This window comes from Streptococcus marimammalium DSM 18627, from assembly GCF_000380045.1.
In the GTDB taxonomy this organism is placed as follows: domain Bacteria; phylum Bacillota; class Bacilli; order Lactobacillales; family Streptococcaceae; genus Streptococcus; species Streptococcus marimammalium.
Window position 1 is genome coordinate 14373 of the sequence record NZ_KB904351.1, and the last position, 17656, is coordinate 32028.

Genomic DNA, 17656 nt, shown 5'->3' on the forward strand with positions numbered 1-17656 from the left:
TCTCATTTAATGAGGTTTTTTCTTTTTTACTCAAGAAAAAATGGTTGAGGTATGGTAAAATGAAAGGATAAGGTAAAAAGGTGGATAATTATGGGACGATTGATACCAAGTCGAATAAGAAGTGAAGGCATTATGTTATATGAGCAAGGGGTTATTCATATTTTAGAAAACTCAGAAAAAACGATTACAGCTAAAATAACCGATGCCAATATTATTTTTTCTTATGAAGAATCTAATATTCACTGTTCTTGTGAATTATTTACTCAAAAAAACTATTGTCAGCATCTTGCTGCTATTGAATATTTTTTGAAAACTGATAAAAAAGGTAAAGAATTATCAGAACACATTTTTATAGAAGAAGATACAACATCACAGATGGCAAGGTCACTTGGTAGTTTATTTTTAGATAATTTATCAATTGAAGAAGATAACGAGCTGAAATATCGTCTTTTTACTGAAGGAATTAAAAGCCCATATTCATCGGATTTTTGGTGGACACTTAAGATTAATCGTCTTCCTAGTGAAAAAAGTTATGTGATTCGAGATATTAAAGCCTTTTTAACAACAATTAGAAAAGAAAGTTTCTTTCAAATTGGTAAAAATTTTTATGAGCCTTTATCTTTATCTCAGTTTGATGACAGTAGTCAAGAATTAATTCAATTTTTATGGCGTCTAATTCCGTATAGAGATCGTATAGACCTATCCTATCTTTTGCCAAATCATGGAAGACATTTGAATTTTACTAGTGGTTTTTTTGAAGAGGGTGTATCTTTATTGACAAAGCTTGATTCTTTTACTTTTGAAATAGAACATCAAAAATATCAAACTCTTGTTTTTAGAGAATTATCCTCGAAAGATCAATTATTTCAATTTAAGGTTATTGTGCATCGTCGCTTTATTGAATTAATAATTGTTGAAAAAAATATTCTAACATTTTTTGATAATCATTATATTTTTTATCAAGGTATTTTCTATCATCTTAATTTTAAACAAAGAAAACTCTTTTTAGCTATCAAAAATTTACCAATTGAAAGTGATTTGAGTAAACATGTCTTCTTTGATATTTCAGAGCAGGCCAAATTAGCTACTAGTTTATTAGATTTTAATGAAATTGGAATGGTAGATGCCCCCAAAAATTTTGCGATTCAAGATTTTAAAATTGATTTTTATTTTGATCTTTCAATGCAAAAAGAAATTTTATTAACAATGACTTTTGATTATGGTCATCTAAAAATTAGTAGTCAAGAAGAGTTGAACAATCTTCCTTTTACGAGTCATTTTAAAAAAGAGGAAAAAGTGATTAAACTATTAAAAGCAGAAAAATTTTCTGTTGGTTTTTCTTCTAAAAGAATTCCTTTAGAAAAAGAAGATCTCTATAATTTTTTTGAAGGAACTTTAAAACGATTTAAAGAAATTGGAAGAGTTCATTTATCTAAAAAATTATCAGAATTAAGACAAATAGAAAATCCAATTTTAACAATTAATACACAAGGAAATTTGTTAGATATTTCTTTTGATTTTTCAACTATTGCTAAAAGAGATGTCAAAAAAGCTTTAGAAGCTCTAATAAATAAAAATGATTATATTATCAGTCAGTCTGGAAAGTTGATTTTATTTGATGAAGAAACAAAAAAAGTGAGTCAAGTCTTAAAACAATTACGGGCTAAAGAAGGAGTGAATGGGCATTTTCAGTTAAGTAAAATGACAGCTTTTCACCTATCAGATCTCTTTAAAAATAGCCATAGAGTTAATTTTTCAAAGGCTTTTGAAACCCTTACTAAAAATCTTAGATTTCCTGAACAATTTGAAATTAAATTGCCAAAAACTAAAGTAAGCCTTCGTTCCTATCAAAAAACCGGTGTCAAATGGATGAGTATGTTAGATTCTTATGGTTTTGGTGGTATTTTAGCTGATGATATGGGACTTGGAAAGACAATTCAAACTATTGCATTTTTAAAAAATCGGCTTCGAGATAATTCAAAAGTTTTAATATTATCTCCTTCAGGTTTGATTTATAATTGGAAAGATGAGTTTGAAAAATTTACTCCTGAAATGGATGTTGGTGTTGCTTACGGATTGAAACCATATAGAAGTGATATTATTAACGAAAATCATCAAATTTTAATCACAAGCTATCATTCTTTTAGACAAGATTTTGAAGAATATCAAAAAAATTATTATGACTATCTTATTTTAGATGAAGCACAAATGATTAAAAATTCACAGACTAAAATTGCTCAAAAATTAAGATATTTTAATGTTGGCAATTGTTTTGCCTTATCTGGCACACCGATTGAAAATAAATTATTAGAAATTTGGTCTATCTTTCAGATTGTACTCCCAGGGTTATTACCCCCTAAAAAAGATTTTTTGAAATTGACACCTGATGAGGTTTCAAGACATATTAAACCCTTTATCATGCGTCGGAAGAAAGAAGATGTTTTACCTGAACTGCCTGATTTAATCGAGATGACATATTCTAATGAATTAGTAGATAGCCAAAAAGCAATCTATTTAGCACAGTTAGAAAGCATGAAAAATCATCTAAAAGGTGCAGATGACCGAGATATCAATCGTCGGAAAATTGAGATTTTATCAGGAATTACTAGACTACGTCAAATCTGTAATACTCCTCAGTTATTTATGGATTATAATGGAAGTAGTGGAAAAATTATCAGCTTAAGAGAACTATTATGTCAAATTAGAGAAAATGGGCATAGAACTTTGATATTTTCACAATTTAGAGGAATGCTTGACATTATTGAAAAAGAGTTGACAGCTCTTGACTTGAGTAGTTATAAAATAACTGGTTCAACACCGGCTTTTGAAAGACAAGAAATGACAAGAGCTTTTAATAGAGGAAGCAAAGATGTTTTTTTGATTTCGCTGAAAGCAGGAGGTGTTGGGTTGAATTTAACAGGTGCTGATACAGTTATTTTGATTGATTTATGGTGGAATCCTGCGGTAGAAATGCAAGCCATTAGTCGAGCACATCGTATTGGGCAAAAAGAAAAGGTTGAGGTTTATCGTCTTATTACTAAAGGAACGATTGAAGAAAAGATTTTAGAATTACAAGATAATAAAAAACATTTGATTACCACAGTATTGGATGGAAATGAAACTCGTTCTAGCATGAGTGTAGAAGATATCAAAGAAATATTAGGTATTGATGATTAAAAGATAAAATTAGGAAAATCGATAAAATTTTGAAAAATAAACCGTTTTAGTTTATAATGGGAATATTACGGAAAGGATTGGGGCTATGGATAAGAAAAATAGAATTTTCCCTTTGGTTGCAGATGATGAAATAATTATTGAAGCACCAAAACTAATGAAACTATATGATAACGAAGATTTAATCACCAATATCAATGGTCATTATGTGGATAAGAATTTTGATAACACTGCAAGTGATTATCCCTTTGTTGCTAAAGCATCTAATATTCATAAGACTGTCCCAAATCCTGCAGAGTTGCATAATACTGAGAAATCTTATGCCTCTATTGCAAGAGAAGAAGCAAGACAAGATATTAAAAAGAAACGTCAGGCTTATCTTTCTAAAGATCTGGCTTATTCACCACGATCAATTTTTCCGAAAAAAGTGTTAGCTTCTTCCCCAAAATTTACTAATGATCTTCGTAGAATTGCAAGTAAATTACAACAAGAAGATTATATACTAGCTGATATAGCTACAAGCTATCCTGATACACAAGATTTGGCTATTAATAAACATCAAAAAAATAACTATGATTTTTTAAAAAAAAGTCAAATTTATAATAAAAAAGAAATGGCACAAAACAAAGAAAAGAAAATTGCTCAAGAGCTTAATTTGACGCGATTTCAAGATATTAACTAGAGGAGAAAACATGTCTAAGACATATCATTTTATTGGTATAAAAGGGTCTGGGATGAGTGCATTAGCATTAATGCTTCACCAAATGGGTAAAAAAGTTCAAGGGAGTGATGTTGAGAAATATTATTTTACTCAACGAGATTTGGAACAAGCTGAAATTACAATCTTTCCTTTTGATGAAAAAAATATAACTGATGATATTGAAATTATTGCTGGTAATGCCTTTCATGAAAATAATAATGTTGAGATAGCAAAAGCTATTAAAGAAGGCTACTCTTTTAAACGTTATCATGAATTTCTTGGCGATTTAATGAATCAGTTTACTAGCTTAGGTGTTGCTGGAGCTCATGGTAAAACGTCAACAACAGGATTGTTATCTCATGTACTTAAAAATATTACGGATACTAGTTATTTAATTGGTGATGGAACTGGTAGAGGATTAAAAGATAGTCAGTATTTTGTGTTTGAGTCAGATGAGTATGAGCGTCATTTTATGCCATATCATCCAGAGTACACTATTATCACTAATATTGATTTTGATCACCCTGATTATTTTACTAGTATTGATGATGTCTTTAATGCATTTAATGATTATGCTAAGCAAGTTAAAAAAGGACTCTTTCTTTATGGTGAAGATATATATCTAAAAAAAATCACTGCAAATGCTCCGATTTATTATTATGGATTTGAAAAAAATAATGACTTTATTGCTTATGATTTAATTCGCGAAACTAAAGGCTCTCATTTCAAAGTGAGATATCATGAAAAGGAACTAGGTGATTTTTATTTACCAGCATTTGGCTTACATAATATTTTAAATGCTACTGCTGTAATTGCAAATTTATATATTGCTGGTTTTGAAATCAAACAAATTAAGCAACATCTTCAAACTTTTACTGGTGTTAAAAGACGCTTTACAGAAAAAATAATTGATGGTGTTGTAATAATTGATGATTTTGCCCATCATCCAACTGAAATTCGTGCAACGATTGATGCTGCTAGACAAAAATACCCTACAAAAGAGATTGTAGCTGTTTTCCAACCACATACTTTTACAAGAACCATTGCCTTATTAGATGAGTTTGCTGAGTCACTAAATGAAGCTGATAGTGTTTATCTAGCAAAAATATATGGTTCTGCTAGAGAAACTGACAACGGTGAAGTTAAGATTGAAGATTTAGCAGATAAAATTGAAAAAAGTGCAAAAATTATTTCAGTAGAAAATGTTTCACCGCTTCTAGATCATGAGAACGCTGTTTTTGTTTTTATGGGAGCCGGTGACATTCAACTATATGAATATTCTTTTGAGCAATTATTATCTTCTCTAACTCACACAAATCAGTAACAAAGTGAAGTTTTTACGAAAGTAAAAATTTTTTTAAGAGGACTAAAAATGTTTATTAGAAAAGTTGAAATAACAGACTTAGATGCTATCTCTCAAATTGAAATGGACAATTTTGGTGAAGGAATAGCTACTTCTAAAGAAGCCATAAGAGAGAGAATTCAATTAATAGCAGATAGCTTTTTAATTGCTGAAATTGATGGGCAACTTGCAGGCTATATTGAAGGTCCAGTGATTGATAGTATGGACCTATCAGATGATTTATTTCAAGCAGTTTCTTCTAATCCAATATCTGGTGGTATTCAAGCGATAACCAGTCTTTCTATTGTAAAAAACTACCAAAAACAAGGAATTGGCACCCTTCTATTAGCCTCTTTTAAAGATATCGTCGTTAAAAATCAGCGAGATGGTATTTTACTCACTTGTAAAGAAGAATTGATTCCTTACTATGAGATGAATGGTTTTAGAATTGAAGGCATTTCGCAATCACAATTAGGTGGTGAAAAATGGCACAAAATGTTTTGGGAAAATTCTTAAAAACTTAAATTTATTAAGAATTTATAACATTTTCATAAGATGATTGCTTTTATTTACTTTTTAAGTTATAATGGCGTTTGATAAATGTGAGGAGGCTTAACTTTGACAGATATCTTTAATGATGATGAGAGCCAAAAGACACCTAAACCTGAATCTTTTAAAGAAAAAATATTAAGGGAATTAGAAGAAGCTAAAGAAAAACTAGTAACTGATGAGCTAGACCTTCTAAATGAATCAAATAATTTAAACATTCATAAAAATTCTTTGAAAACGAATTTAAACTCATCTCTACCTAGAAATTATAAGGTAACAAATGACGATGAAAGTCAAAATGATTCTAATCTAATTGACAATGAATTAGAGGTGACTGAGGTTGCCATTGAATGTAGAAATCAATTGAATTCTGAAAGTAATATGCCTGATAAATTATCTGATTCGACTGATGAAACGATTGTACATGATAGTAAAGACCATTCAGATACTATTATTTTATCAACTGAAGATATAAAAAATCAGTTAGTAGATGAAGAAATGTCTTCATCAAAAGGCGAGACTTCTATAGACTTTGATTCTCAAAAATTATCAATCAGTAATCAAACTACAAAAGAGGATGAGGCATTGAGTCGAAGAAATAGGAAAAAAACTAATAAAATTGCCGTTCGTATTTCCTTAATGTTAGGAACGCTGGTCTTAGTTTTATTGTTAGCAACCACTTTTTTTGGTTATCGTTATGTAATGAGTGCTATTGAACCATTAGACCGAAATTCCACAGAATTTATTCAAGTTGAAATCCCTGAAGGTTCTGGAAATAAATTGATTGGACAAATTTTGGAAAAATCAGGGGTTATTAAAAATGGTACGATTTTCAATTATTATACGAAATTTAGAAATTATGGAAATTTCCAAAGTGGCTACTATAACTTTCAAAAAAAGATGTCCCTAGATGATATTGCTAAGGCTCTACAAGTTGGAGGAACAGCAGCTCCGGTTAATCCAGTTTTAGGAAAAATTTTAGTACTTGAAGGCTATACTATTAAGCAAATTTCTGAGGCTATTACTATTAATTCAGACTCTGAAAATAAAAAGCAAAAATCACCATTTAGCTCTGATGACTTTATGAAAGTTGTTACAGATGAAACTTTCATCGCTAAAATGAAAGAAAGATATCCTAAACTATTAGAAGATTTACCAGAAGCTAATTCTGTTAAGTATCGTTTAGAGGGTTATCTTTTCCCGGCAACTTACAACTATAGTGAGGATACCACTGTAGAAAATATTGTTGAGGAGATGATTGCAACAATGGATAGCAACTTAAGTCCTTATTATGATACCATTGCTGCAAAAAACTTAACTGTTAATCAATTATTAAGTTTGGCTTCTCTTGTTGAAAAAGAGGGTTCAACTGATGATGATCGTAAGAATATTGCCAGCGTTTTCTATAATCGCTGGAATATTGGTATGCCACTCCAGAGTAATATTGCTATTCTTTACGCGATGGATAAATTAGGTGAGAAAACAACTCTTTCTGAAGATGCTCAAATAAATACAGAGATTGATTCACCATATAACATTTATAAAGAAACAGGTTTAACACCTGGACCAGTTGACAGTCCAAGTCTATCAGCAATTAAGGCAACACTAATGCCAGCTCAAACAGAGTATTTATATTTTGTTGCTGATGTAACGACTGGCCAAGTTTATTATGCGACAACATTTGAAGATCATTCTTCAAATGTCGAAAAATATGTTAACAGTCAACTACAATAGAATATAAAAACATGGTGTGAATTCACATCATGTTTATCTTTAAAAAATAATAGATGAAAAAGGAAAAATATGACAGACAAAACTTACCCAATGACATTGATGGAAAAAGCTCAACTTGAAAAAGAATTAGAAGAGTTAAAATTAGTCCGTCGCCCAGAGATTGTTGAGCGTATTAAAATTGCAAGATCTTACGGTGATCTTTCAGAAAATAGTGAATATGATGCAGCAAAAGATGAACAAGCTTTTGTTGAAGGCCAAATTTCAACACTTGAAACAAAACTTCGATTTTCAGAAATTATTGATAGTGATGCTGTTGCAAAAAATGAAGTGGCTATCGGAAGAACAGTTGTTATTAGAGAAGTCGGTACTAACGAAGAAGATAAATATGTTATTGTTGGATCGGCTGGAGCGGACTTATTTGCAGGAAAAATTTCAAACGAAAGCCCTATTGCCCAAGCATTAATTGGAAAAAAAGTTGGTGACATAGCAACTATTGTTTCACCAGCAGGGAAGTACGATGTTGAAATTATTAGTGTTGAAAAATCAAAAGAATAACATGATAAAAAGCCTCAACTGCTAAGCAGTTGAGGCTTTAATTATTAACGCTTTTGTTTTCCTAGATTTCGATTTGTCTTTTTAGATTTTATAATTGGAGAAATGATTGCATCTTCTTTTTTAGGAGTGATATCTTTACGTGTTTGAGGAGTTGTTTTAGGTGCTTTAGGAGGATTATTTCTAAACTCTTCAGCAACTTTTTCACGTAATTTAGGTTTTAAAACAGTCATCACAATCAACTGTTGAATGATACTAAAGATACCTCCAACTAACCAATAAAGAGCAACACCTGATGGCTGAGAAATTGTAAAGAAAATCATCATGATTGGTGTTGAATACATCATCGTTTTCATTTGTTTTTGTTGTTCTTCTGGTACTGCACGCATTGATAACCAAGATTGGAAGAAATAAAGACCAGCAATGATAGCAGTTAGAATCATGTTTGATTCTGATAATTTAAACCAGAGAAAATGAGATTCAGAAACACCTTCAGTAAATCTTGCTGCATAGAATAAGGCTGAAAAGAATGGCATTTGGATAATGATAGGTAAACATCCAATTCCTCCAAGCATACTTACACCATTTTCTTTTTGAGCAGCCATAAATTCAGTTTGCGCCGCCATTTTTTCTTCTTGGCTAGAAGCATTTTGCATACGTTCTTGGATTGGACCTAAAATGGGTTGAAGATAGGCACGTTTCTCGGATTGGTATGTTGCATTCCAACTTTGGTAAAGTCCTAAAGGCAAGATAATGGCAAGACGTACAATGATGGTTGCAATAATAATAGCCAAACCAAAACCTAAGCCCATATCGTTGGCAAAATACTTGATCACTTCACCCATAGGTTCAACAAGCAATTTATATACCCATCCTTCACCAGTAGGCACACCATTTTTTTGTTGTACACAGCCAGATAGAAAGAGAAGGATTGATAAAATTAATCCTGAAAATAAGAAACGTTTAATATTTTTGTTCACAGTTATTGTCCTTTAAATTTAGTTATACCTTCCTATTTTACTTTTTTTTAAAGAATAATTCAATAGTTCTCAAGGATGATTTTGAAATTTATTATGATTTAATGATTTGAAAGTTTTGAAATTCCTCAGAATTATCTGAGCTGACATTTACATAAGAGACTTTTGCAAATCGAAAAGGTGTTTTTCTAACTGCAATAATAAAGTCATCTAGTTTTTTATGATTTTTTGATTGGGCTAGTATTTCAACAGTGCCATCCTTATTATTCCAAACTCTCCCATTAATATCTCCAATTTGTGAAGCTAAGCGAGCTATGGAATAACGAAATCCAACTCCTTGAACTCTTCCTGAAACTAATAGACGAACTTTTTTCATCAAAATGTCTCCTTTTTGGTATAATAGCTATATGACTATTATAACCTCAAAAACAAATAATCTCATTAAAAAAACAAAGAAATTATTACAAAAAAAATACCGTAAGGAAAGTTACCTGATAGAAGGTTGGCATTTATTAGAAGAAGCCATCAAATACAAGGCTACTATTTTAAACATTTTTGTCATTGACTCACAAAAAAAAAGAGTTCCACAGGTTGCCCCAATAACAGTCGTTTCTGAAGCTGTTTTAAAAGAATTAACCTTGTCAAAAACGCCTCAAGGGGTCATTGCAGAAATAAAAATGTCTGTTAATCCTCCAATAAAAAAACAAGGTCGTTATCTTATTTTAGAGGATGTACAAGATCCTGGAAATGTTGGCACAATGATTAGAACAGCTGATGCTGCCAATTTTGATGGTGTTTTTATTTCAATGAAAACAGCCGATATTTATAACGATAAAACTTTAAGGTCAATGCAAGGGAGTCATTTCCATCTTCCAATATATCGTTTAGAAATGACTGCAATTTTGCTACAAATGAAAGAGAATCAAATTCCGCTTATTGCTACTTCCTTAAGAAAAGAGTCTATAAACTACAAGAATTTAACCAAGTATGATTTTTTTGCTTTAATTATGGGCAATGAAGGACAAGGAATTTCTGATTTGGCCGTTAAACAAGCAGATACAGTTGTTCATATTACAATGCCAGGCCAAGCAGAGAGTCTAAATGTTTCAGTGGCAGCCGGAATCATTATTTTTCATCTCATTTAAAAGATTGTGTTATAATATTTGAAAGAGGTGAGAAATTGGATAAAAAAAATTATCAAAAAGATAGAGAATTTATGGCCTATATTGGTCATTTGATTGAGCATCCGAGATTTAAAAAATTAGAAGCGATTAGGCAACATCATTTTTCAACACGATTTGAACATTCTATTAATGTCAGCTATACCAGTTATCAAATGGCTAAAAAATTGGGCTGGGATGCAAAAAGTACTGCTAGAGGAGCTTTACTTCATGATTTTTTCTACTATGACTGGCGTGTGACAAAATTTAATAAGAGCCATGCTTGGGTTCATCCAAGAATAGCTGTGAGAAATGCTCGAAAAATTACAACCCTTAATAAAAAGGAAGAAGACATTATTTTAAAACACATGTGGGGAGCAACTATTGCGCCACCTAAATATAAAGAAGGCTACATTGTGACTATGGTTGACAAATATTGGGCTGTAAAGGAAGCTATTACACCACTACGTTTATATTTAAAAAAATGGCATTTTTTAAAACGCAAAACATTAAGTAGTCCACACAACTAAAGAAAAGGAGATTGTTATGAATAATAAAATCTATACGGAAACTCAGACAGGCTTAAATCACTTTTTTGCTAAAGTTTATGGATTGGTTGGCATGGGTATTTTACTATCCGCTATTGTATCTGCTGGAATGCTATATATATTTACTGATACTTTTGTCGATATTTTGGTTAATCAGCCAATGATTTATTTTGGTGCAATGGCTATTGAGCTTGGCTTAGTTTTTTGGGCAGCTAGTGTCGCACGTCAAAATAGTCCATTAGCGCTACCATTATTTTTAATTTATTCGGCTTTAAATGGCTTCACATTAAGCTTTATTGTTGTCCAATATGACCCAACAGCTGTTGTAGCTGCTTTTGTATCATCATCCATTTTGTTCTTTGTCATGGCTATTATTGGTCGCGTGACTAAAAAAGATTTATCTGGTATGGGTAAAGCCTTAATTGCTGCCTTAATTGGTTTAATCATTACGAGCATTGTTAATATGTTTTTAGCAAGTGGTCCACTTAGTTTAGTGATCAGTATGGTATCAGTTATTATCTTTTCTGGTCTTATTGCTTATGATAATCAACGGATTAAACGTATCTACGAAGAAAGTAATGGACAGGTTTTAGATGGCTGGGCAGTATCACTTGCTTTAAGTCTTTACCTTGATTTCATCAATTTATTTATTAGTTTATTAAGGATTTTTGGTAGAAGACGTTAAGATAAAAACTTTTATCAGATAAAATCATTTGGTAAGACATTTTGTTTTATCAAATGTTTTTATTTTAACTATGTAAACCTTAGTAAAAGAAACTTTAATTACGTTATGATATATAAATATGATGGTTTTGAAAAGGAATAATTTAGATTAAGAAGATTTGTAAAAACTAGTCTATTTTGCTATAATAAAAAAGTAAAAAAATGAGGAGAAAAGAGAATATATGTCTACAACGATTTGGATTATAATAGTTATGGTTGCCTTATTGGCTGGACTAGTAGGAGGCACTTTTATTGCCCGCAAACAAATGGAAAAATATTTAGAAGAAAACCCACCGTTAAATGAGGATCTTATTCGAACAATGATGAGTCAAATGGGGCAAAAACCTAGTGAAGCAAAAGTCCAACAAGTTGTCCGTCAAATGAATAAACAACAAAAAGCAGCCAAATTAAAGGCTAAAAAGAAATAATAATCTTTTAGATAAGACTGGGTTTGCCTAGTCTTATTTTAGAAAGAAGATAGATATGGATAATAGACCAATTGGCTTTTTAGATTCAGGTGTTGGCGGTTTAACGGTTGTTAAAGAACTTCTAAGACAGCTCCCCCACGAAGAAGTTGTCTATATTGGTGATTCTAAAAGAGCCCCTTATGGATCAAGATCTGCCGAACAAATCAGAACGTTCACTTGGGAGATGGTCGATTTTTTACTTACCAAAAATGTTAAGATGATTGTTTTTGCCTGCAATACAGCTACTGCAGTGGCTTGGCAGGAAGTGAAATCAAATTTAGATATACCTGTTTTGGGCGTCATTTTACCTGGTTCTAGTGCAGCTATTAAAAATACTTCCTCTGGTAAAATTGGTGTCATTGGTACTGAAATGACCATTTCATCAGATATATATCGAGAAAAAATTACAGCTTTAGCACCACAAATGAAAGTGAAAAGTTTAGCTTGTCCCACTTTTGTCCCTTTAGTTGAAGCTAATGAGCTGACCTCTAGTATAGCAAAAAAAGTTGTATATGAAACACTTTCATCTATGGTGGGACAAGTAGACACCCTCGTTTTAGGGTGTACCCATTATCCTTTATTACGTCCTATTATTCAAAATGTTATGGGAAAAAAAGTAAAATTAATTGATAGTGGTGCTGAATGTGTTCGTGATATTTCTGTTTTACTGAATTATTTTGATATTAACCATCAAAGAGACAAAGAAATAAGAAATCACCAATTTTATACGACAGCAAACAAAGATAGCTTCAAAGTTATTGCTGAAGAGTGGTTGCAGTTATTAGTTAAAGTGGAGCATGTAGAGATATGAATCAAAAAAATTATAATTACCAAACCAAGGACGATTGGTATGTTGGCAAGTGGGGAGAAAAGACTGAGATCACTAGTTTTGAGTCTGAAGATATTTTTAGTGAGATTAGTCTGATGATTACAAAATTTTTTAGACAAGAAGACTTAAGAGGTTTGCAACTTCATATCATTAAATTTTCCTCTGAAATTAGCTTACTGACATTTATTGTTGATATGGTAAATGATTATTTCAACAAATCCTTGTCAGTTATCAATCATAGAGGAGCATTTATACTTTTAGAACATGCTAAACTCTTGTCAGTTTATGTGCCACCAAAAGGAATATTACTTGAAGATTTTTTTGGTAAGGATAATTTTTCTTATGAAAATCTTGGTGAAAGTATTTTAATTGCTACGAGAAATAAAGGAAAAACTAAAGAGTTTGAAAAATTATTTGGGCAACTAGGTTTTAGAGTTGAAAATTTAGATGATTACCCAGAATTACCAGAAGTGGAAGAAACTGGAACAACTTTTGAAGAAAATGCTCGATTAAAAGCAGAAACTATTTCAAAAATCACTGGGAAAATGGTTTTGGCTGATGACTCAGGTTTAAAAGTTGATGTTTTGGGGGGATTACCTGGTGTTTGGTCAGCTAGATTTTCTGGAAGTGAAGCCACTGACAGTCGAAATAATGCTAAATTATTACATGAGATGGCTATGGTATTGGAATTAAAAGATAGAGCAGCACAATTTCACACAACACTTGCTGTTGCTGCGCCTCATAAACAAACATTGATAGTAGAGGCGGATTGGAATGGCTATATTGCACATGTGCCTAAAGGTAAAAATGGCTTTGGTTATGATCCCTTATTTCTTGTTGGTGAAACAGGAAAAACAGCAGCAGAACTTTCTGCAGAAGAAAAGAATATGATTTCCCACAGAGGTCAGGCTGTTAAGAAACTAATGGAGGTTTTCTCTAAATGGCAGAACTCACGCTAATTGTTATGAGTGACTCTCATGGCGATAGAGATATTATTGAGAACATTAAAACAAAATACTTGGGAAAAGTTGATGTTATTTTTCATAATGGGGATTCTGAGCTACCTTCTTCAGACCCTGTCTGGAATGGTATTAAGGTGGTCAGAGGCAATTGTGATTATGATAGTGGCTATCCAGAAAATTTAATCACCAAGCTTTCAGATATTACTATTGCACAAACTCATGGACACCTATATGGAATTAATTTTGGTTGGGACAGACTAAACTGGTTTGCTCAAGAAGTAAATGCTAATATTTGTTTGTATGGTCACTTACATCGACCAGCGGCTTGGGAAAATGAACAAATCTTGTTTATTAACCCTGGTAGTGTGTTACAACCTCGTGGTGAGATTAATGAGCAGTTATATGCTAAAGTAACTATTAATGACCAAACAATTAAAGTTGATTACCTCACACGTAACCACGAAATTTACCCATCATTATCAAAGGAATTTAAGCGATGATTGCTACAGAATTTGAAAATTATTTAATTGATTATGCTGATACTTATTTAACACCTGCAAAGGATCTTGCTATCTTTATTGATACTCATAACACAGATCATGTCATGTTGGTATTAGCTAGTAATGGTTTTTCTCGTGTACCAGTTATAACCAAAGATAGAAAATATGTCGGTACGATTAGTGTTTCTGATATTATAAAATACCAATCAGAACACCAATTAGATGTTGATGAGTTAGCTCGTCTTGATATTTCAAATATGGTCAATAAACGGATTAAGACGATTTCAATATCTGCCAATTTAACAGATATTATGCACCAGCTTGTTGATTCTTCTTTCTTACCGGTTGTCACTGATGACCAAACCTTTATGGGAATTATTACTAGGAAATCTATTTTGAAAGCAATCAATAGCTTGTTACATAATTTTACTGCGACATATGAGATTAAAAAGAAATGAAAGCACTAATTAATCATTTTTTATCTAGTAAAAAATTATCAGTGAACTCAAAAATGGCCTACCAATATGACCTGCAACAGTTTATAACAATGGTTGGAGAAAAGGTGACAAGTGATAAACTTCATCTATATCAAGATTATCTCTTAACTTTAACAATGTCTGTTCAAAAAAGAAAGCAGTCGGTGGTTAATCAGTTTTTATATTTCCTATATGAAAACGGCCATATCGATACTTTTTTGAAATTAAAAAAAATTAGACAATTTAGTATAAGGGAGCAATCTGAAAAGCTATTTGAGAATTTTTCTTTGTTTTATGATCAGTCCAACTATCTTGATGGTCAATTGATAGCATTAATGATTGTTTCTTTGGGACTTTTACCTAGTGAATTGTTAGCAATCAAATCAGAAGATATATCACTTGACTTTAAAGTGATAACCATTAAAAAAGACCAACATCGAAGGATACAAGACCTACCAGACGATTTAATTGTTTATCTTGAAGGGAGGCTCTCAAATGAGTATCTTTTTGATAATCATGGAAAGCCCTATTCAAGACAGTGGTTATTTAATCAACTAACTATCTTTTTATCATCGATTGCTTGTTCATCAATGAGTGCTCAAACACTTAGAAGACAGTATATTTTGAAGGAAATAAACAGAGGCGTTGATAGCTATACGCTAGCAAAGCAATTGGGATTAAAAACAACAACAACTCTAGAAAAGTATTATAAACACTAATGGATATAAAATTAAAAGATTTTGAGGGTCCTTTGGACCTCTTGCTTCATCTGGTCTTGAAATATCAAATGGACGTATATGATGTTCCTATTGTTGATGTTATAGAACAATACCTTGCCTATATCAAGACACTACAAGTGATGAAATTGGAAATTGCTGGTGATTATATGGTGATGGCGAGTCAGTTGATGGTGATAAAAAGCCGTCGATTACTGCCTAAGGTTGTTGAAGAGACGCCAACAGATGAAGATCCTGAACAATTATTATTGCAACAGATTGAGGAATACCGTCAGTTTAAAGAACTGAGTCAAAAAATGGCTGAAAAGCATCAAAAAAGGGCTTTATATTTTTCAAAACCCAAGCAAGAATTGATTTATGAGGATATGACCTTAAATCATGACAAGTCGGTGCTTGATATCTACTTAGCTTTTTCCACTATTATGGCTGAAAAACAAAGGCAGATTAAAAATACTCATACAACTATTGAAAGAGATGATTTTCGTATTGAAGATATGATGACTTTTATAGAAGAAAAAATGACAACCTTTCACAAGATTACCTTAAGAGAATTATTTGAAGAAAGTCATAATATTAATGAAATGGTTACTATATTTCTGGCCATGTTAGAATTAATTAAGGTTCAAAGTATTGCTGTGAAACAAGAAGAAAATTTTGGTGATGTTGTGTTGGTAAGGGGGAAAGCATGACGTATTTATCAAAAATAGAAGCATTACTATTTGTTGCTGGTGAAGAAGGGCTTAGTTTAAGACAGTTATCACTCTTTTTAGAAGTAACACCATCAACTTTAAAGCAACAATTAGAAAAATTGTCTCAAAAGTATATGGAAGATGATAATAGTGGCTTATGTTTGATAGAATCCTCAAATAGCTATAAAATAGTGACAAAGGATATCTTTGCTGATTTGTTACGAGAATTTGCCAAAACACCAATCAATCAAAGTTTATCTAGAGCCAGTCTTGAAGTGTTATCGATTATTGCCTATAAACAACCTATTACTCGTATTGAAATTGATGATATTAGAGGAGTTAATTCTAGTAGTGTAATTACTAAGCTACAAGCCTATAATTTAATCCGAGAAGATGGAAAAAAAGAGGTGATTGGTCGACCAAATCTTTATGTTACAACAGATTATTTCCTAGATTTCATGGGAATAAATGACATTACTGAATTACCCGATGCCTCAACAATTGCATTGAAAGAAGAAGAAGTAACTCTTTTTAAAGAGTCTATATCGCTAGAAGAACTAGGAAATAATAATGAGAATTAATAAATATATTGCACATGCTGGTATTACCAGCAGACGAAAAGCTGAAGAATTGGTAACATCAGGTCATGTTACTGTAAATGGTAAAGTGGTAACAGATCTTGCCACTACTATTAAAGTTCATGACCAAGTGGAAATTGATGGCAGTCCTATTTACAATGAGGAAAAAGTATATTATCTTTTAAATAAACCAAGAGGTGTCATTTCAAGTGTTTCAGATGATAAAGGACGAAAAACAGTTCTTGATTTACTTCCTGAGGTAAAAGAGCGTATTTATCCTGTTGGTCGTCTAGATTGGGATACAACTGGTCTTATCATTCTAACCAATGATGGAGATTTTACTGATAAAATGATTCATCCTAGAAACGAAATTGATAAAGTTTATGTTGCCCGTGTTAAAGGTCTAGCTAACAAAGAAAATTTACGTCCCTTAACAAGAGGTGTTGTAATTGATGGTAAAAAAACTAAGCCAGCTAGATACAATATTATAAAAGTTGATCGTGACAAGAATCGTTCTGTAGTTGAATTAATCATCCATGAAGGTCGTCATCACCAAGTAAAAAAAATGTTCGAATCAGTTGGTTTACCTGTAGATAAACTCTCAAGAACACGTTTTGGCACATTAGATTTAACTGGACTTCGTCCTGGAGAGTCACGTCGTTTAAATAAAAAGGAAATTAGTCAGTTGCATAATGCTGCCATGAATCATATCAAATGAAAAAATTATTAATTTTATTAGTGAGATGCTATCAAACATTTATTTCACCACTTTTCCCACCCTCTTGTCGGTATCAACCAACCTGTTCTCAATACATGATTATAGCTATTGAAAAACATGGTATAAAAGGTGTATTAATGGGGATTTCAAGAATTTTCCGTTGTCATCCTTTTGTTGAAGGTGGAAAAGATAGTGTGCCAGATTATTTTAGTTTGAAGCGAAAAAAAAATATTGATTAATG

At 31.8% G+C, this 17656-nt stretch carries 21 protein-coding genes; 19 read left to right on the forward strand and 2 right to left on the reverse strand.

Features of this window, described 5'->3' with window-relative positions; translation table 11 throughout:
* Window positions 1-90: 90 nt before the first annotated feature.
* From A3I1_RS0103410 to greA, 6 genes are all read left to right on the forward strand, one after another.
* On the forward strand, window positions 91-3177 hold the full coding sequence (locus tag A3I1_RS0103410; RefSeq protein ID WP_018369907.1) for a pilus expression-regulating Snf2 family helicase: 3087 nt from the start codon (window positions 91-93) through the stop codon (window positions 3175-3177).
* Between the two features lie 85 nt (window positions 3178-3262).
* Window positions 3263-3856 carry a divisome accessory protein ZapJ gene (locus A3I1_RS0103415; protein WP_018369908.1) on the forward strand — a complete coding sequence of 198 codons (594 nt, stop codon included), beginning with the start codon at window positions 3263-3265 and terminating at the stop codon, window positions 3854-3856.
* Between the two features lie 10 nt (window positions 3857-3866).
* A complete protein-coding gene (gene murC / locus A3I1_RS0103420) occupies window positions 3867-5198 on the forward strand; it encodes a UDP-N-acetylmuramate--L-alanine ligase (protein WP_018369909.1) in 1332 nt (443 codons plus the stop codon).
* A 48-nt stretch (window positions 5199-5246) separates the two neighbouring features.
* Complete coding sequence (locus A3I1_RS0103425; protein ID WP_018369910.1) at window positions 5247-5732, forward strand: GNAT family N-acetyltransferase; 486 nt, start codon at window positions 5247-5249, stop codon at window positions 5730-5732.
* A gap of 102 nt (window positions 5733-5834) precedes the next feature.
* Window positions 5835-7499: an endolytic transglycosylase MltG gene (gene mltG / locus A3I1_RS0103430; RefSeq protein ID WP_018369911.1), complete on the forward strand. Its 1665-nt coding sequence runs from the start codon at window positions 5835-5837 to the stop codon at window positions 7497-7499.
* Between the two features lie 69 nt (window positions 7500-7568).
* The gene (greA, locus tag A3I1_RS0103435) at window positions 7569-8054 is read left to right on the forward strand and encodes a transcription elongation factor GreA (protein WP_018369912.1); all 486 of its coding nucleotides are present in this window, start codon (window positions 7569-7571) and stop codon (window positions 8052-8054) included.
* 44 nt (window positions 8055-8098) lie between these two features.
* On the opposite strand, the gene yidC is transcribed toward greA, so the two are convergent.
* Window positions 8099-9031 (reverse strand): membrane protein insertase YidC, encoded by a 933-nt coding sequence (yidC, locus tag A3I1_RS0103440; RefSeq protein ID WP_018369913.1) that lies wholly within the window; start codon window positions 9029-9031, stop codon window positions 8099-8101.
* A 91-nt stretch (window positions 9032-9122) separates the two neighbouring features.
* A complete protein-coding gene (locus A3I1_RS0103445; protein ID WP_018369914.1) occupies window positions 9123-9404 on the reverse strand; it encodes an acylphosphatase in 282 nt (93 codons plus the stop codon).
* 31 nt (window positions 9405-9435) lie between these two features.
* Here A3I1_RS0103445 and A3I1_RS0103450 point away from each other — a divergent pair, with 31 nt between their 5' ends.
* The 13 genes from A3I1_RS0103450 (at window position 9436) to yidD (ending at window position 17654) form a co-directional block, all read left to right on the forward strand.
* Window positions 9436-10173 (forward strand): TrmH family RNA methyltransferase, encoded by a 738-nt coding sequence (locus A3I1_RS0103450; protein WP_018369915.1) that lies wholly within the window; start codon window positions 9436-9438, stop codon window positions 10171-10173.
* Between the two features lie 71 nt (window positions 10174-10244).
* Window positions 10245-10718 (forward strand): HD domain-containing protein, encoded by a 474-nt coding sequence (locus A3I1_RS0103455; protein ID WP_033376359.1) that lies wholly within the window; start codon window positions 10245-10247, stop codon window positions 10716-10718.
* Window positions 10719-10734: 16 nt separating this feature from the next.
* Window positions 10735-11421, forward strand: coding sequence for a Bax inhibitor-1/YccA family protein (locus A3I1_RS0103460; protein ID WP_018369917.1), 687 nt, complete (start codon window positions 10735-10737; stop codon window positions 11419-11421).
* A gap of 220 nt (window positions 11422-11641) precedes the next feature.
* A complete protein-coding gene (locus A3I1_RS0103465) occupies window positions 11642-11887 on the forward strand; it encodes a YneF family protein (RefSeq protein WP_018369918.1) in 246 nt (81 codons plus the stop codon).
* A 55-nt stretch (window positions 11888-11942) separates the two neighbouring features.
* On the forward strand, window positions 11943-12737 hold the full coding sequence (gene racE / locus A3I1_RS0103470) for a glutamate racemase (protein ID WP_018369919.1): 795 nt from the start codon (window positions 11943-11945) through the stop codon (window positions 12735-12737).
* Complete coding sequence (locus A3I1_RS0103475; RefSeq protein WP_018369920.1) at window positions 12734-13714, forward strand: nucleoside-triphosphate diphosphatase; 981 nt, start codon at window positions 12734-12736, stop codon at window positions 13712-13714. Before racE ends, A3I1_RS0103475 begins: the two co-directional genes overlap by 4 nt.
* Window positions 13696-14217, forward strand: a complete 522-nt coding sequence (locus A3I1_RS0103480; RefSeq protein WP_018369921.1) for a metallophosphoesterase — start codon at window positions 13696-13698, stop codon at window positions 14215-14217. Before A3I1_RS0103475 ends, A3I1_RS0103480 begins: the two co-directional genes overlap by 19 nt.
* Window positions 14214-14675 (forward strand): cyclic-di-AMP-binding protein CbpB, encoded by a 462-nt coding sequence (gene cbpB, locus A3I1_RS0103485; protein ID WP_018369922.1) that lies wholly within the window; start codon window positions 14214-14216, stop codon window positions 14673-14675. The genes A3I1_RS0103480 and cbpB overlap by 4 nt, the downstream gene beginning before the upstream one ends.
* A complete protein-coding gene (gene xerD, locus A3I1_RS0103490) occupies window positions 14672-15412 on the forward strand; it encodes a site-specific tyrosine recombinase XerD (RefSeq protein WP_018369923.1) in 741 nt (246 codons plus the stop codon). Before cbpB ends, xerD begins: the two co-directional genes overlap by 4 nt.
* Window positions 15412-16119 carry a segregation/condensation protein A gene (locus tag A3I1_RS0103495; protein ID WP_018369924.1) on the forward strand — a complete coding sequence of 236 codons (708 nt, stop codon included), beginning with the start codon at window positions 15412-15414 and terminating at the stop codon, window positions 16117-16119. Before xerD ends, A3I1_RS0103495 begins: the two co-directional genes overlap by 1 nt.
* Window positions 16116-16700, forward strand: coding sequence for an SMC-Scp complex subunit ScpB (gene scpB / locus A3I1_RS0103500; RefSeq protein ID WP_018369925.1), 585 nt, complete (start codon window positions 16116-16118; stop codon window positions 16698-16700). The genes A3I1_RS0103495 and scpB overlap by 4 nt, the downstream gene beginning before the upstream one ends.
* Complete coding sequence (locus A3I1_RS0103505) at window positions 16690-17415, forward strand: pseudouridine synthase (RefSeq protein ID WP_018369926.1); 726 nt, start codon at window positions 16690-16692, stop codon at window positions 17413-17415. Before scpB ends, A3I1_RS0103505 begins: the two co-directional genes overlap by 11 nt.
* The gene (gene yidD, locus A3I1_RS0103510) at window positions 17412-17654 is read left to right on the forward strand and encodes a membrane protein insertion efficiency factor YidD (protein WP_018369927.1); all 243 of its coding nucleotides are present in this window, start codon (window positions 17412-17414) and stop codon (window positions 17652-17654) included. Before A3I1_RS0103505 ends, yidD begins: the two co-directional genes overlap by 4 nt.
* Window positions 17655-17656: the final 2 nt, after the last annotated feature.

Coding starts and splice junctions, on each gene's coding strand:
- A3I1_RS0103410 (WP_018369907.1), top strand. CDS start 91: ATGGGACGATTGATACCAAGTCGAATAAGAAGTGAAGGCATTATGTTA.
- A3I1_RS0103415 (WP_018369908.1), top strand. CDS start 3,263: ATGGATAAGAAAAATAGAATTTTCCCTTTGGTTGCAGATGATGAAATA.
- murC (WP_018369909.1), top strand. CDS start 3,867: ATGTCTAAGACATATCATTTTATTGGTATAAAAGGGTCTGGGATGAGT.
- A3I1_RS0103425 (WP_018369910.1), top strand. CDS start 5,247: ATGTTTATTAGAAAAGTTGAAATAACAGACTTAGATGCTATCTCTCAA.
- greA (WP_018369912.1), top strand. CDS start 7,569: ATGACAGACAAAACTTACCCAATGACATTGATGGAAAAAGCTCAACTT.
- A3I1_RS0103445 (WP_018369914.1), bottom strand. CDS start 9,404: ATGAAAAAAGTTCGTCTATTAGTTTCAGGAAGAGTTCAAGGAGTTGGA.
- A3I1_RS0103450 (WP_018369915.1), top strand. CDS start 9,436: ATGACTATTATAACCTCAAAAACAAATAATCTCATTAAAAAAACAAAG.
- A3I1_RS0103455 (WP_033376359.1), top strand. CDS start 10,245: ATGGCCTATATTGGTCATTTGATTGAGCATCCGAGATTTAAAAAATTA.
- A3I1_RS0103460 (WP_018369917.1), top strand. CDS start 10,735: ATGAATAATAAAATCTATACGGAAACTCAGACAGGCTTAAATCACTTT.
- A3I1_RS0103465 (WP_018369918.1), top strand. CDS start 11,642: ATGTCTACAACGATTTGGATTATAATAGTTATGGTTGCCTTATTGGCT.
- racE (WP_018369919.1), top strand. CDS start 11,943: ATGGATAATAGACCAATTGGCTTTTTAGATTCAGGTGTTGGCGGTTTA.
- A3I1_RS0103475 (WP_018369920.1), top strand. CDS start 12,734: ATGAATCAAAAAAATTATAATTACCAAACCAAGGACGATTGGTATGTT.
- A3I1_RS0103480 (WP_018369921.1), top strand. CDS start 13,696: ATGGCAGAACTCACGCTAATTGTTATGAGTGACTCTCATGGCGATAGA.
- cbpB (WP_018369922.1), top strand. CDS start 14,214: ATGATTGCTACAGAATTTGAAAATTATTTAATTGATTATGCTGATACT.
- xerD (WP_018369923.1), top strand. CDS start 14,672: ATGAAAGCACTAATTAATCATTTTTTATCTAGTAAAAAATTATCAGTG.
- A3I1_RS0103495 (WP_018369924.1), top strand. CDS start 15,412: ATGGATATAAAATTAAAAGATTTTGAGGGTCCTTTGGACCTCTTGCTT.
- scpB (WP_018369925.1), top strand. CDS start 16,116: ATGACGTATTTATCAAAAATAGAAGCATTACTATTTGTTGCTGGTGAA.
- A3I1_RS0103505 (WP_018369926.1), top strand. CDS start 16,690: ATGAGAATTAATAAATATATTGCACATGCTGGTATTACCAGCAGACGA.
- yidD (WP_018369927.1), top strand. CDS start 17,412: ATGAAAAAATTATTAATTTTATTAGTGAGATGCTATCAAACATTTATT.